15 protein-coding genes are annotated in these 13,153 nt (G+C 58.4%); 6 read left to right on the forward strand and 9 right to left on the reverse strand.

What is annotated here, in order from left to right; genetic code table 11:
* Positions 1 to 267 precede the first annotated feature (267 nt).
* A complete protein-coding gene (locus KOL70_RS22175; RefSeq protein WP_058759862.1) occupies positions 268 to 825 on the forward strand; it encodes a YtfJ family protein in 558 nt (185 codons plus the stop codon).
* Positions 826 to 856: 31 nt separating this feature from the next.
* Here the strand turns inward: KOL70_RS22175 and cysQ are convergent, their stop codons facing one another.
* A complete protein-coding gene (gene cysQ / locus KOL70_RS22180; protein WP_021509744.1) occupies positions 857 to 1,603 on the reverse strand; it encodes a 3'(2'),5'-bisphosphate nucleotidase CysQ in 747 nt (248 codons plus the stop codon).
* 280 nt (positions 1,604 to 1,883) lie between these two features.
* On the opposite strand from cysQ, the gene KOL70_RS22185 reads away from it, so the two are divergent.
* Positions 1,884 to 3,842, forward strand: a complete 1,959-nt coding sequence (locus KOL70_RS22185) for a bifunctional 2',3'-cyclic-nucleotide 2'-phosphodiesterase/3'-nucleotidase (protein ID WP_104188203.1) — start codon at positions 1,884 to 1,886, stop codon at positions 3,840 to 3,842.
* Positions 3,843 to 3,877: 35 nt separating this feature from the next.
* On the opposite strand, the gene fklB is transcribed toward KOL70_RS22185, so the two are convergent.
* Positions 3,878 to 4,498: an FKBP-type peptidyl-prolyl cis-trans isomerase gene (fklB, locus tag KOL70_RS22190; RefSeq protein ID WP_021509746.1), complete on the reverse strand. Its 621-nt coding sequence runs from the start codon at positions 4,496 to 4,498 to the stop codon at positions 3,878 to 3,880.
* A 184-nt stretch (positions 4,499 to 4,682) separates the two neighbouring features.
* On the opposite strand from fklB, the gene KOL70_RS22195 reads away from it, so the two are divergent.
* Positions 4,683 to 5,342 carry an OapA family protein gene (locus KOL70_RS22195; protein WP_150360361.1) on the forward strand — a complete coding sequence of 220 codons (660 nt, stop codon included), beginning with the start codon at positions 4,683 to 4,685 and terminating at the stop codon, positions 5,340 to 5,342.
* A gap of 55 nt (positions 5,343 to 5,397) precedes the next feature.
* On the opposite strand, the gene rplI is transcribed toward KOL70_RS22195, so the two are convergent.
* From rplI to rpsF, 4 genes are read right to left on the reverse strand one after another with little or no spacing between them, the layout of a single operon-like run.
* Positions 5,398 to 5,847, reverse strand: a complete 450-nt coding sequence (gene rplI, locus KOL70_RS22200) for a 50S ribosomal protein L9 (protein WP_021509748.1) — start codon at positions 5,845 to 5,847, stop codon at positions 5,398 to 5,400.
* Between the two features lie 39 nt (positions 5,848 to 5,886).
* Complete coding sequence (gene rpsR, locus KOL70_RS22205; protein WP_000135199.1) at positions 5,887 to 6,114, reverse strand: 30S ribosomal protein S18; 228 nt, start codon at positions 6,112 to 6,114, stop codon at positions 5,887 to 5,889.
* A 4-nt stretch (positions 6,115 to 6,118) separates the two neighbouring features.
* Positions 6,119 to 6,436, reverse strand: coding sequence for a primosomal replication protein N (gene priB, locus KOL70_RS22210; protein ID WP_031280155.1), 318 nt, complete (start codon positions 6,434 to 6,436; stop codon positions 6,119 to 6,121).
* A gap of 6 nt (positions 6,437 to 6,442) precedes the next feature.
* Positions 6,443 to 6,838, reverse strand: coding sequence for a 30S ribosomal protein S6 (gene rpsF / locus KOL70_RS22215; RefSeq protein ID WP_021509750.1), 396 nt, complete (start codon positions 6,836 to 6,838; stop codon positions 6,443 to 6,445).
* 386 nt (positions 6,839 to 7,224) lie between these two features.
* On the opposite strand from rpsF, the gene KOL70_RS22220 reads away from it, so the two are divergent.
* Positions 7,225 to 7,431: a hypothetical protein gene (locus tag KOL70_RS22220; protein ID WP_021509751.1), complete on the forward strand. Its 207-nt coding sequence runs from the start codon at positions 7,225 to 7,227 to the stop codon at positions 7,429 to 7,431.
* Between the two features lie 51 nt (positions 7,432 to 7,482).
* On the opposite strand, the gene yjfP is transcribed toward KOL70_RS22220, so the two are convergent.
* The gene (gene yjfP, locus KOL70_RS22225) at positions 7,483 to 8,232 is read right to left on the reverse strand and encodes an esterase (RefSeq protein ID WP_021509752.1); all 750 of its coding nucleotides are present in this window, start codon (positions 8,230 to 8,232) and stop codon (positions 7,483 to 7,485) included.
* A 159-nt stretch (positions 8,233 to 8,391) separates the two neighbouring features.
* Between yjfP and KOL70_RS22230 the strand changes: the two genes are divergently transcribed.
* Positions 8,392 to 10,323, forward strand: a complete 1,932-nt coding sequence (locus tag KOL70_RS22230; protein ID WP_215481613.1) for a methyl-accepting chemotaxis protein — start codon at positions 8,392 to 8,394, stop codon at positions 10,321 to 10,323.
* A gap of 55 nt (positions 10,324 to 10,378) precedes the next feature.
* A complete protein-coding gene (gene bsmA, locus KOL70_RS22235; protein ID WP_215481614.1) occupies positions 10,379 to 10,705 on the forward strand; it encodes a biofilm peroxide resistance protein BsmA in 327 nt (108 codons plus the stop codon).
* Here bsmA and KOL70_RS22240 read toward each other — a convergent pair.
* Both KOL70_RS22240 and rlmB read right to left on the reverse strand, forming a co-directional pair.
* Positions 10,679 to 12,307, reverse strand: coding sequence for an isovaleryl-CoA dehydrogenase (locus KOL70_RS22240; RefSeq protein ID WP_058771338.1), 1,629 nt, complete (start codon positions 12,305 to 12,307; stop codon positions 10,679 to 10,681). The genes bsmA and KOL70_RS22240 overlap by 27 nt on opposite strands.
* A 95-nt stretch (positions 12,308 to 12,402) precedes the next feature.
* Positions 12,403 to 13,137 (reverse strand): 23S rRNA (guanosine(2251)-2'-O)-methyltransferase RlmB, encoded by a 735-nt coding sequence (rlmB, locus tag KOL70_RS22245; RefSeq protein ID WP_021509756.1) that lies wholly within the window; start codon positions 13,135 to 13,137, stop codon positions 12,403 to 12,405.
* Positions 13,138 to 13,153: the final 16 nt, after the last annotated feature.

Genomic DNA, 13,153 nt, shown 5'->3' on the forward strand with positions numbered 1-13,153 from the left:
TTCGGTACGAGCCCTTGAAGCGCAAATGAGGCATAACTATAGAACATGATTCCTTGCCGATGTTCCGAAAAAATGGATTTTTTACTGAATTGACACATCATTACAGAGAACTCTGTCATAACGATCACAAAATCCAGTATAAACCTTCATTGGTTAAGGAATTGTGGCATGGGTTACAAAGCTGCTATCTCATCGCGACAGGCGCATCATCCACGCCTAATATTGCAAAAACATGAATAACTGGTCGGATCACTAAGGAGCATTACCATGCGTTTGGCACATTCCGTGATAGCCCTGGCGCTGCTGCTGCCCAGCCTTGCCTCAGCCCACGCGTTTAAGGTTGGCGAGCGCGTACCGGCAGTCGGTGTTAACGACAAAGGAGAACTGCTGTATCAGCAGGAGAAGTTTCGCTACCAGCCCTGGAACAGCGCCCAGCTGAGTGGCAAAGTGCGGGTCATCCTGCATATTGCCGGACGCTCGTCAGCCAAAGAACAGAACGCCGCGCTGATTGAAGCCATCAAAGCCGCCCAGCTGCCGCACGACCGCTATCAAACCACCACGGTGGTTAATACCGATGATGCCATTCCCGGCACCGGGATGTTTGTGCGCAGCAGCATTGAGAGCAATAAACAGCAGTATCCGTGGTCACAGTTTATTGTCGACAGCAACGGCAACGCGCGCAAGGCGTGGCAGCTGGAGAAAGGCGGTTCGGCGATTGTGATTCTGGATAAGACCGGCCATGTGCGTTACGCCAAGGACGGTCCGCTGACGCAGGATGAAGTGCAGCAGGCGATGAAACTGATCCATCAGCTGCTGCAGGCGTGATCGCGCCACAGCGGGTGGCGCGCATAGCGTATCAGAACAGCGAGACGCGGAAGCCCGGATTCAGGAACGACTCGCGCGGGGCGTAGTCGAGGGTTTTGCCCTGCCAGTCATGTACGTGCGCGCCAGCGGCAATGGCTACCGCATGGCCGGCACCGGTATCCCAGATATTGGTCGGCCCGAAGCGCGGATAGAGCTGCGCCTTGCCCTCTGCCACCAGGCAGAACTTGAGCGAGGAGCCAATAGCGGTGGTCTGATGCTCGCCCAGCTGGGTCAGATACTCTTTCAGCTCTTCGTCTTTATCGGCGTGCGAACGGCTCACCACCACCAGCAGCGGTCGCGCTTCACGCACGTGGATCTGCGTGGTGTGGCCGCCCTCTTCTTTCCACGCTTTGCCTTCGGCCGCAGAATACATCACCCCCAGCGCCGGCGCGTACACCACGCCCAGCACCGGTTTGCCGTGCTCAATCAGCGCGATATTGACCGTGAACTCGCCGTTACGCTTGATGAACTCTTTGGTGCCGTCGAGCGGATCGACCAGCCAGTATTGCTGCCAGTGCTGACGCACATCCCAGCCGGGTGGATCCTCTTCCGACAGCACCGGCACGTCAGGCGTCAGGGCCGCTAAGCCCTGCACGATAACCTGATGTGCCGCCAGATCGGCCGCCGTGACCGGTGAATCATCCGATTTACGCGTCACGTCCAGCGGTTGTGCGCCATCGTAGACCTGCATAATGGCATCGCCCGCGCTGCGCGCCAGCTGGCAAATTTTATCTAACATTGTTCACCTCATTTCGGCTGATGCTGCCGCTGAACCCCGGCAGCCCGTCTCCAGATATTTTAGCAGGTGCGCTGTGACAGCCGCAGCTAAGCGTATTCGCTTTGATTATCAATATCATAGTTCGCTCGTGACGGCTATGGCGCAATGCTGAATGGCAGGCACTCCGTCAGCTTGCCCAGGAAAGAGGCAAAATCCAGAGCCTCATCACAAATTGAAATGATAATTCGTCATGGTTTTACATTATTTTGAGAGGCCCATTAAAGCGAACAAGGAGCAAGCCATGTTCAAAGCGAGCATGTCGTTACTGGCACTGTGCGTTGCAGCCGCCACGGTGCAGGCTGCCACGGTGGATTTACGCATTCTGGAAACCACCGATCTGCACAGCAACATGATGGATTTCGATTACTACAAAGACACGCCGACCGAAAAGTTTGGTCTGGTGCGCACCGCCACGCTCATCCAGCAGGCGCGCGGCGAAGTAGCAAACAGCGTGCTGGTGGATAACGGCGACATTATTCAGGGCAGCCCGCTGGGTGATTACATGGCGGCCAAAGGCCTGCAGCCGGGAGAAATCCATCCGGTGTATAAAGCCCTTAATACGCTGGATTATGCGGTAGGCAATCTGGGTAACCACGAATTTAACTACGGCCTGCCCTATCTGCAGCAGGCGATTGCCGGGGCACGTTTTCCCTACATCAATGCCAACGTTATCGATGAAACCAGTGGCAAGCCGCTGTTTACCCCCTATTTAATTAAAGAAACCACGGTAAAAGACCGCGACGGCAAGCCGCATACGCTGAAAATCGGCTATATCGGCTTCGTACCACCGCAGATTATGGTGTGGGATCGCAACAATCTGCAGGGTAAAGTGCGCGTTGATGACATCACCGAGACAGCGAAGCGCTATGTGCCGGAAATGCGCGCAAAAGGTGCTGAAATAATCATCGCTATTCCGCACTCCGGTCTGAGCAGTGAGCCGTACCATGCCATGGCGGAAAACTCGGTGTATTACCTCAGTCAGGTGCCAGGTATCAATGCCATCATGTTCGGCCATGCGCACGCGGTGTTTCCCGGCAAAGAGTTTGCGGAGATTAAAGGCGCGGATATCGCTCAGGGCACGCTTAACGGCGTACCGGCGGTAATGCCCGGCATGTGGGGCGATCATCTCGGCGTAGTTGACCTGGTGCTGAAAAATGACAGCGGCAACTGGCAGGTGACCCTGGGTAAAGCCGAAGCGCGGCCAGTTTACGATGCGGTGGCGAAAAAATCGCTGGCGGCGGAAGATGCCGATCTGGTGAAAGTGCTGGCCGACGATCATCGCGCTACGCGTGAGTTTGTGGCAAAACCGATCGGCAAGTCGGCGGATGTGATGTACAGCTATCTGTCGCTGGTGCAGGACGATCCCACCGTGCAGATCGTCAATAATGCGCAGCGTGCTTACGTCGAACGCTTCATTCAGGGCGATCCCGATCTGGGCCGCTTACCGGTGCTCTCGGCAGCGGCCCCGTTCAAGGCCGGCGGCCGTAAGAACGATCCGGCCAGCTACGTTGAAGTGGAAAAAGGCGATCTTACCTTCCGTAATGCCGCCGATCTCTATCTCTACCCGAATACGCTGGTGGTGATGAAAGTCAGCGGCGCGCAGGTGAAAGAGTGGCTGGAGTGCTCGGCAGCGCAGTTTAATCAGATCGACGTGCATCGTCGTCAGCCGCAGTCGCTGATCAACTGGGATTTCCGCACCTACAATTTTGATGTAATTGACGGCGTGCAGTATCAGATCGATGTAACGCAACCGGCGCGCTACGACGCCGAATGCCAACTGATTAACCCGGCGGCATCACGTATTCAGGATCTGCGCTGGCAGGGCAAACCGATCGACCCCAAAGCGACCTTCCTCGTTGCCACCAATAATTACCGTGCCTGGGGCGGGAAATTTGCCGGTACCGGTGAGCAGTATGTTGCGTTTGCTTCGCCGGATGAGAACCGCTCGGTGGTGGCCGCCTACATCAGCAGCGAAACCCGCGCCCACGGCGCGGTGCAGCCACAGGCCGATCACAACTGGCGGCTGGCACCGATCGCCAGCGCAACGCCGCTGGATATTCGCTTTGAGACCGCGCCGGGCGCAAAAGCCACGCAGTTTATTGAGAAGTATGCTGATTATCCGATGAAAGCCGTCGGCAGTGATGAAACGGGCTTTGCCATCTGGCAGGTAGATCTACAGAAGCAGGCAGAGAAGAAGTAGTGACCGCGGGCGCCAGATATGGCGCCCGCTGTTTATTACAGGATTTCCAGCAGCTCGACTTCGAAAATCAGGGTGCTGAATGGCGGGATAGAGGCACCCGCGCCGCGCTCGCCGTAAGCGAGATTGTGCGGAATGGCCAGCTCCCACTTCGAACCAACCGGCATCAGGGTCAGCGCTTCAATCCAGCCGGCAATCACGCCGCTGACCGGGAATTCAGCCGGTTCGCCACGGGCAACGGAGCTATCAAACACGGTGCCGTCAATCAGCTTACCGGTGTAGTGCACGCGTACGCGATCCTGACGTGATGGGATCGGACCATCGCCCTGGGTGATGACGCTGAACTGCAGGCCGGATTCGGTGCTGCTCACACCTTCACGCTGTGCATTCTGCTCGAGGAACTGCTGACCTTCGGCCGCCATGGCTTCGACGCGCTCACGACGTACGCCTTCGGCACGCTCGTGGACTTCACGCAGCGCACGGTGTACCACGTCAACCGGAACTGCCGGTGAGTTCCCTTCCAGCGCGTCGCGCAGGCCCGCAAGCAGCGCTTCTGGCTGCAGACCCTGCAGTCCAGACTCTTGCAGCTGCTGACCAACCTGTAAACCGATACCGTAACTTGCTTGTGATTCGACGCTGTCAAATGAAGGGGTCGTCATCTTGTTTCCTTAATCCCGGAGAAAATAGAACCGGCAGCATAACAGCGCAGGCGGCTGGCGTAAAATCTCGCGCGCCGCGGATGACATTTCCCGGGGAAAGAGAAACAATATGCAGGTCAAATTTTTCAATGCTGGCAGGCACTTCGCGCCCGCTTTGCCCATACTATAGAACAAGAGAGCATCCATGGGCCAAATCGCCCCACGACGTCGCAGGACGCGCGCACCGCGTACCTTATTTTCCCGGTTGCAACGCTGGCTGCCTGACAGGCGCGTCACGACCGCCAGCGAGGAGGAGGAAAGAATGGCTTCTGAAACCCCGTCGCGTATACCCGCTGTGCTGCAGCGCATCTGGCATCTGCTGGATAACGTACGCTGGATGGATCCGCTGCCGCCGCTGCACCGACGCGGTATCGTTATTGCCCTGCTGGTGATGCTGCTGGCGTTTCTCTGGCCTGCCAGCACGCCGCAGTATCCGGTGGAACGTCCGGCAGAGAGCAGCGGCAAAGAGGTGCCGATGCAGGCGGAAATCTACGATAACAATGCGCAGCCGCCGCAGAATACGACGCCGAAAAGTGATGCCCAGGGCGAATGGCACAGCTATACCGTGGCCTCGGGCCAGACGCTGGCACAGCTGTTCCGTGACAACAATCTGCCAGTCAATGATGTGTTTGCCATGGCGCGGGTGGAAGGCGATGGGCAGCCGCTGAGCGCGCTGCAGAGTGGTCAGCAGGTGAAGATTCGTCAGAACGCGCAGGGCGTGGTGACCGGCTTAACGGTCGAGAGCAGTAACGGTCCGGTGTTGTTTACCCGCCAGCCGGACGGCAGCTTTATCCGCGCACAGTAAGCGACAGAAACAAAAACGCCGGCACAAGGCCGGCGCTTTCAAACTAAGTAAAAAATTACTCAGCTACTACATTCACAACCAGTTTCGCGAATACTTCGCTGTGAACCTGGAAGTCAACTTCGTGCTCACCGGTGGTGCGCAGAACGCCGTTTGGCAGGCGAACTTCGCTCTTCGCCACTTCAACGCCAGCTGCAGTAACTGCATCAGCGATGTCGCGGGTACCGATGGAACCGAACAGTTTACCTTCGTCGCCTGCTTTAGACGCGAGAGTAACGGTGCCCAGTGCATTGATTTTCTCTGCACGTGCGTTAGCAGCAGCCAGAACGTCAGCCAGTTTGGCTTCCAGTTCAGCGCGACGCGCTTCGAAGAACTCAACGTTTTTCTTTGTAGCAGGAACAGCTTTACCCTGTGGAACCAGGAAGTTACGAGCGTAGCCCGCTTTAACGTTAACCTGATCACCCAGGCTGCCCAGGTTTGCTACTTTATCAAGCAGAATAACTTGCATTACCTTATCCTCTTAAAGTCGTTAATGGACAGTTGCCGATTACTGATGACGATCAGTGTACGGCAGCAGAGACAGGTAACGCGCGCGCTTGATAGCACGAGCCAGCTGACGCTGGTATTTTGCACGAGTACCGGTGATACGGCTTGGAACAATCTTGCCGCTTTCAGTGATGTAGTTTTTCAGCGTTGCGATATCTTTATAATCGATCTCTTGAACGCCTTCCGCGGTGAAACGGCAGAACTTGCGACGACGGAAATAACGTGCCATTTGGCTAGTCTCCAGAATCTATCAATTCAATCTGCTCGGCATGTAACACAAGTTTGCTCTGGCCATTGCGTGCCTGATGGCAGCTAATAAAACCTTCGAGTGTGAGTTGCGTGCCGACCGTTATATGTTGAGTAATCGCCTGATGGGCGCTGCCGCTGATAATCACCGGCATCTGACACCAGGCTTGCCGGTGAAACCCGGCTTCCTCCTGCACAGAACGATGCTCAAGCACGAACTGGCAGTGAGGAATCCCTGACGGACTGACTTTTCGAACTGGCGTCTTGCACACGGTGCCAGACAGGCGCAGCCGATTGGCCGTCATCGTGGATTACTCTTCAGAATCCCCAGCATCTGAGTCTTCTGCCGATTCGTTAGCGAAGTCTTCGCGGCGCTCACGACGCTCGTCTTTCGCTTTAACCATCGGAGAAGCTTCAGTTACCGCGTGCTTAACGCGCATAACCATGCTGCGGATAACGGCGTCGTTGAAGCGGAAGTTAGTTTCCAGCTCGTCGATCACTTCCTGCGGTGCTTCTACGTTCAGCAGAACGTAGTGTGCTTTGTGCAGTTTGTTGATCGGGTAAGCCAGCTGACGGCGACCCCAGTCTTCCAGACGGTGGATCGTGCCCTGTGCACCAGTGATAGCACCAGTGTAACGCTCGATCATGCCCGGAACCTGCTCGCTCTGGTCAGGATGGACCATAAATACGATTTCGTAATGACGCATCGATAGCTCCTTACGGATTATTCAGCCTCCTGTCAGGGTCAGCTGCGGCCCACGGAAGCAAGGAACGTTATAGGTTGCGAATCACCCAAAAGATGAAACACACCTCTGAATGCAGCTGAAAAATTGACGCGTAATCATACTGACCTCGCCGGGGAAACTCAAGCGCACAATTCATCAAATTGTCGCTGTCGTGCCAGGCGGGGACACCTTTTGTGCTAAGGATTGAGATTCAGCAGGTTAGTCAGAGATTGTTCAAAATCCCTGAACGAGGCGTTCAGCACGACGATCTGGCGTCGTACTGGTGAAGAACTAAACTCTCTACAGGCGCAACGGTTTGGCTTAATCAGCGCGCCTGAGAGTGAAATCCCTGGAGTGAGGAGTCGATTATGAAAGCTGTCATTATCGCCACTTTACTGGGTCTCTTCCTGTCTACCCCCGCTCTTGCCAGCTCCGCTGACCAGGCGCTGCAGATGAGAAGTAACAGCAGCAAAGCGGCTTCAGGCTATGTCTACGTTAACCGGCTGGATGCGCCAGGCGGTAACCCGGTCAGCGCGAACACCAGCGCCGCCGACCGCTTGTCGTCACAACTGTAGTCCGGCCTGTTATCCCGGGCTGGCGTGCTCCGCGCCGCCAGCCCGTTCCGTTTACAAATGATGTTTAAAGAAACTGACCAGCGCGGTGAGCGCTGGCGGCGTGATTTTGTGCCCGATCTGCTTTTCCGCCAGAAAGGTGAGCCGGCTGTCGAGCTGCGCCTCGCGCAACGCCTTCTCCAGCCGTACCGTTTCGGCAAACGGTACGACTTCATCCGCTTCACCGTGCCATAACAGCAGCGGCCGGTTAGCCAGCTGCGCCAGCTGCTGACAGGGATCGTAGGCTGCCAGCGGGGCCAGCCGCGCCTGTAACGCCGCTTTTTGCTCTGGCGTATGCGCCACCAGCGGCGGGAACAGCGTCTGACTGAGCTGCATGAAGTAGCCGGAGCCCATCAGACAGGCAACGCTGTGCAGGTGTGGATAGCGTGCCATCGCGCCCAACGCGGTCATCCCGCCCATTGAGGCGCCGGCAATAGCGAAACGCTCATCCGCCACCCAATCGTTGTCGCGCAGCGCCGCTTCCAGCAGCGGCACTTCATCGATGTTCTGGCGCAAAATCTCCCAGAAGTGCGTCATGCGCGCGTCGGTATCACCGTTGTAGCGTGCGCCGTGCATCTCTGCATCCGGCATCACCACGCGGAAACCGGCCTGCGCCAGCGCCACGGCAAAGTAGCTGTACACCTCTTTCGACGAGGTAAATCCGTGATAAAACAGGATGGTGGGTAAGCGCGCCAGCCGCTGTCCGGCCGGTGCCGCGTGAATACACTCAATGCCCGCAAGGTTCTCCGTTGCCAACTCAATCATACCGTCTCCGTTGAGAATGATTATCACTGGTCTCAGTGTACGTGCTGCCGGCCAAAACGCGAACCACATCACATTTATTTCGATTAATTTCTGCCCTAAACATTTACCGCATTTTGCCGTTGATCCTGTACCCCTCCAGTTATTTATTAAAGGTACTTTATGAAGCGTCTCTCTCTCAGCGCCATGAGTCTCGGAATTAAGCTGTCTGTATTGACGTCTTTCAGTGTGGCAATCGTGCTGTTTGCCCTGACGTTAACGCTCAGCCATAACGCCGCGCGCCAGCTGGAGCAGCTGGCTGTCGACGATATGCAAAACCAGGTGCTCGGCATTAATGAAATGGCCACGATGTTTAACGCGACCTTATCGGAAGAAGTGGCGAACTATACCCGGCTGTTTCAGAGCTTTTTACCCAAGCGATTCAGCCGTGACGACAGCTCACGCATTCAGGTGGGATCGTTCAGCACGCCGACGCTGCGTGCCGGGCTGAAAACCCTCAACCTCGATCAGATCGCCGTGGACGATTTTCTCGATCGTACCGGTGCAGTCTCCACCATCTTTGTGCGCGACGGCGAGGATTACATTCGCATCGCGACCTCACTAAAGAAAGAGGATGGCAGTCGCGCGGTGGGCACCCAGCTTGATCGCAGCAGCGCGGCGTGGCGCAGCGTGAATAGGGGCGAAGTGTATCGCGGCCTGGCGACGCTGTTCGGCCATCGCTATATCACGCAATACCAGCCGGTGCAGGACGACAGCGGCGCAGTCATCGCCATTCTGTTTGTTGGCGTGCAGATTGATAAACAGTACGCGCTGATGCGGGAGAAAGTGCTGGCGCGACGTCTCGGTGACAGCGGCAGCTTCTTCGTGCTGAACGGCACGCCGGGCAGCGCACAGGGCCAGTATCTGTTTGCCCGTCAGTCAGAAGGCAAGCTGCCGGACTGGGATCGCAGCGTACAGCAGCAGATCCTGACGCAGCCGCACGGCCTGCTGGAGATCGCGCATCAGGGCGAAACCCGCCTGCTGGCATGGCAGCAACTGCCGGGCTGGAACTGGATTATCGCCGGTGAAGTCAGCCGCGCCAGCCTGCTGGCACCGATCACCCACAGCCGCAATCTGTTCATGCTGATTGGCCTGGCGCTGGTACTTGCCTTTGCCATTGGCTTTGTGCTGTATAGCCGGCGCGCCATTACCCGGCCGCTGCAGCAGGTGATCCATCTGGCCGAGCAGTACGCGGCGGGTAATCTGCAGGCGCACCTCGACTCAGCGCGCCGCGACGAGATCGGCCAGCTGGTGAACGCGATTAACGGCATTGGCGACGGTCTGGAGAAAGTGGTAGGCCAGGTACGCGCCGCCGCGCGTGAGATCAGCGACGGCACCGACACCATTGCGGCCAGCAGTTCCAGCATCAGCGAGCAGATTGGCCGCCAGGCGAGTAGCGTCGAAGAGACCTCGGCCAGCATGGAGCAGTTTGGCGCAACCGTGGCGCAAACCGCCGCTAATGTGCGTCAGGCGATGGCGCTGGTCGGTGAAGCCGCCAGCACCGTCAGCCAGGGCGGCAGCACCGTGGCGCGCTCGGTAGAGACCATGGCGGAGATTCGCATTGCCTCGCAGAGCATCGCCGACATTACCCACGTGATCGAGTCGATTGCCTTCCAGACCAATATTCTGGCGCTCAACGCTGCGGTTGAGGCGGCGCGCGCCGGTGAGCACGGCAAAGGCTTCGCGGTCGTCGCTGCGGAAGTGCGTGCACTGGCGCAGCGCAGCGCCAATGCGGCGAAGGAGATTGACGGGCTGATCGCCAGTTCGATCGACAAAGTGGCCGCCGGCCATACGCTCTCGGAACAAACGCGTGACGCCATGAGCCATATTGTCAGCCATATCGAACAGGTCAAAACCCTGATGGGGGAAATCAATATCGCCGCTCAGGAGCAGGCCGCGGGCATTGGTCAGGTCAATCTGGCGATGAACCACATCAGCCATGCGACCCATCAGAGCAGCGACATGATTAACCAGTCCGAGCACACGGCGCAGCACCTGAGTCAGAAAGGCCATCATCTGACCCAGCTGGTGAGTATTTTCCGCCTCAACGACTGATGAGCCGGGGCAGATGGCTTACACTTGAGTCATCTGCCTGTTTTCCGGAGCCACCATGCGTACGCTTATTCTGCTGCTGGGCCTGCTGCTGAGCGGCTGTGCCACACTGCACACCACGCCACAACCCCCGCCAGCGCCCACTACTCAGGCGCAGGAGATCACCCGCGCGCAAAGCTATGGCCTGCCGAAGCTTGGCACCGTCAGCGCCCATTCACGCGGCTCGCCGGATGATGTGCAGCGTGCGATCGCTGCACGCGCCAATCAGAGCGGTGCGGTTTACTATCAGATCCTGATGGTCGATGAGACCACCATGCCTGGCTTCTGGTATGCCACCGCCATTCTGTACGGCGCGCCCTCAGGCGGCAGTGGCACGCTGCAGTAAGCGTGCGCTCAGATCATCACTCAGCGCCTGTGCCGGGCGCGATGAGAGATAACGCGCACACCAGCTGTCCGCCAGTGGCGGTTCTGCCGCTTTCAGCAGCACCGCGGCACTCGCCAGCCGAATCAGCATGTCGCTGACCTGCCGTCCCTGCTCTTCGCGCAGGTTGCCGAGCTGCAGCCGCAGCTGACGCCAGCAGCGATCGAAGTGGCGATTGCTGCCCTTCACCGCATCAAACTCATCCTGCAGCATACTAAGCACCTCCGCGTGCCGTCCCAGTACACGCAACACATCCAGGCACATCACGTTACCTGAGCCCTCCCAGATGCTGTTCACCGGCATCTCGCGATACAGGCGCGGCAGTTCACTCTCTTCGCAGTAGCCAATGCCGCCCAGCACCTCCATGGCTTCAGCTACAAACGGCATACCGGCTTTGCAGATCACGAACTTGGCCGCCGGGGTGAACAGGCGTGCATACAGCCGTTCATGCGCGCTGGCCGGCGTTGACCAGGCACGCGCCAGACGCAGCAGCAGCGCGGTTTGTCCCTCCAGCTGCAGTGCCTGCTGCGCCAGCACCGCACGCATCAGCGGCTGATCGCTAAGGCTTTTGCCCATCACCTGACGCTGACCGGCGTGATGCAGCGCAATCGCCAGCGCGCGTCGCATCTGGCCATGGCTGCCGAGCGCGCAGTCAAAGCGCGTCATACCGCCCATTTTCAGGATCAGCCGCACGCCATCGCCCTCCTCACCCATCAACCAGCCGAAGGCATCCTGAAACTCCACTTCGGCACTGGCATTGGCGCGGTTGCCCAGCTTGTCTTTCAGACGTTCAAGACGAATGGCGTTGCGCGTGCCGTCCGGCAGCAGGCGCGGCAGAAAGAAGCAGCTCAGCCCGGCGGCGGTCTGCGCCAGAATCAGGTGCGCGTCGCTTTGCGGCACCGAGAAGAACCATTTGTGGCCGGTGATGCGCCAGGGTTCGCCCGGCGCACGCGTGCCAGGCGGTTCGGCGCGTGTGGTGTTGCTCAGCACATCGGTGCCGCCCTGCTTTTCCGTCATGCCCATGCCAATCAGCAGGCCGCGCTTCTGGCTGCCGGGCAGATGATGCGCATCATACCGATCGCTCAGCAACCGATCGTGCCAGTCGGCGTAGGGAGCGGGCAGATGGGTTTGCAGCAGCGGGATCGCGGCGTGAGTCATGGTTACCGGGCAGAGTGAACCGGCTTCCACCTGCGCATGCAGAATGAAACGCGCCGCGCGCGCCACCATGGCGCTGCCCTGCACGTCAGGCTGCCAGCTCAGGTTATGTAAACGGCTGGCGCACACGCCCTGCATCAGCAGATGCCAGGCAGGATGAAAGCGCACCTCGTCGAGTCGCTCACCGCGCGCGTCGTAACGCAGCAGCTCCGGCGGCTGTGCATTGGCCAGGCGACCTAATTCCAGTGACTCCGCACTGCCGAGCTGCAGGCCAACGGACGCCAGCCATTCGCGGTCCCAGCCGGCGCCTTCACGCACCACCGCCTCGCACAGCGCGCTGTCGCCGGTGAAGAGATTGCTGTTGCTGAGCGGAGATGGTTGATTGAATACGCTGTGAGTGGTCCAGGCCATGGCACTCTCCTCTCCTGTTGCCCGTACTGATGTGGCTATAAGTATGGAGAGGATGTGCAGTTATGCCTGGTACAGCTGAGGTTTTGCGGCGGCGATCACGCCTGGCGCTGACGCACCGCTTCGAACAGACAAACGCCGGTGGCCACCGAAACGTTGAGGGAAGAGACGCTGCCGGCCATCGGGATGCTGATCAGCTCATCGCAGTGTTCGCGCGTCAGGCGGCGCATGCCTTCTCCTTCCGCACCCATCACCAGCGCCATCGCGCCGGTCATTTTGCTCTGATACAGCGTGTGGTCTGCTTCACCGGCCGTGCCGACGATCCAGACGTTGTACTCCTGCAGCAGACGCATGGTGCGCGCCAGATTGGTGACGCGAATCAGCGGCACGTTTTCCGCCGCCCCGCTGGCGACTTTTTTCGCCGTGGCGTTGAGCGGTGCCGAACGGTCTTTCGGCACGATCACCGCATGCACACCCGCCGCATCGGCGCTGCGCAGGCAGGCGCCCAGGTTATGCGGATCGGTGACGCCATCCAGAATCAGCAGGAACGGCTGATCCAGTGAGGCCAGCAGATCCGGCAGATCGCCTTCCTGATAGTTTTTACCCGGCTTAACGCGCGCCACGATACCCTGGTGCACGCCGCCTTCGACCTGGCCGTCGAGCCACTGGCGGTTGGCCAGCTGAATCACAATTCCCTGAGCTTCCAGTGCGGCGATCAGCGGCTGCAGGCGGCGGTCATCGCGGCCTTTAAGGATAAAGACTTCCTGAAAACGCTGGGGATCACGCTCCAGCAGCGCCTGCACGGCGTGAATGCCAAAAATTATTTCACTCATTACTTTGCTCAAGGTT

The sequence above is a fragment of the Pantoea sp. B270 genome (genome assembly GCF_018726825.1).
GTDB lineage: Bacteria > Pseudomonadota > Gammaproteobacteria > Enterobacterales > Enterobacteriaceae > Pantoea > Pantoea dispersa.

Excerpts from the sequence above, each read along its gene's own strand:
- KOL70_RS22175 (WP_058759862.1), top strand. The coding sequence starts at position 268 with ATGCGTTTGGCACATTCCGTGATAGCCCTGGCGCTGCTGCTGCCCAGC.
- cysQ (WP_021509744.1), bottom strand. The coding sequence starts at position 1,603 with ATGTTAGATAAAATTTGCCAGCTGGCGCGCAGCGCGGGCGATGCCATT.
- KOL70_RS22185 (WP_104188203.1), top strand. The coding sequence starts at position 1,884 with ATGTTCAAAGCGAGCATGTCGTTACTGGCACTGTGCGTTGCAGCCGCC.
- fklB (WP_021509746.1), bottom strand. The coding sequence starts at position 4,498 with ATGACGACCCCTTCATTTGACAGCGTCGAATCACAAGCAAGTTACGGT.
- KOL70_RS22195 (WP_150360361.1), top strand. The coding sequence starts at position 4,683 with ATGGGCCAAATCGCCCCACGACGTCGCAGGACGCGCGCACCGCGTACC.
- rplI (WP_021509748.1), bottom strand. The coding sequence starts at position 5,847 with ATGCAAGTTATTCTGCTTGATAAAGTAGCAAACCTGGGCAGCCTGGGT.
- rpsR (WP_000135199.1), bottom strand. The coding sequence starts at position 6,114 with ATGGCACGTTATTTCCGTCGTCGCAAGTTCTGCCGTTTCACCGCGGAA.
- priB (WP_031280155.1), bottom strand. The coding sequence starts at position 6,436 with ATGACGGCCAATCGGCTGCGCCTGTCTGGCACCGTGTGCAAGACGCCA.
- rpsF (WP_021509750.1), bottom strand. The coding sequence starts at position 6,838 with ATGCGTCATTACGAAATCGTATTTATGGTCCATCCTGACCAGAGCGAG.
- KOL70_RS22220 (WP_021509751.1), top strand. The coding sequence starts at position 7,225 with ATGAAAGCTGTCATTATCGCCACTTTACTGGGTCTCTTCCTGTCTACC.
- yjfP (WP_021509752.1), bottom strand. The coding sequence starts at position 8,232 with ATGATTGAGTTGGCAACGGAGAACCTTGCGGGCATTGAGTGTATTCAC.
- KOL70_RS22230 (WP_215481613.1), top strand. The coding sequence starts at position 8,392 with ATGAAGCGTCTCTCTCTCAGCGCCATGAGTCTCGGAATTAAGCTGTCT.
- bsmA (WP_215481614.1), top strand. The coding sequence starts at position 10,379 with ATGCGTACGCTTATTCTGCTGCTGGGCCTGCTGCTGAGCGGCTGTGCC.
- KOL70_RS22240 (WP_058771338.1), bottom strand. The coding sequence starts at position 12,307 with ATGGCCTGGACCACTCACAGCGTATTCAATCAACCATCTCCGCTCAGC.
- rlmB (WP_021509756.1), bottom strand. The coding sequence starts at position 13,137 with ATGAGTGAAATAATTTTTGGCATTCACGCCGTGCAGGCGCTGCTGGAG.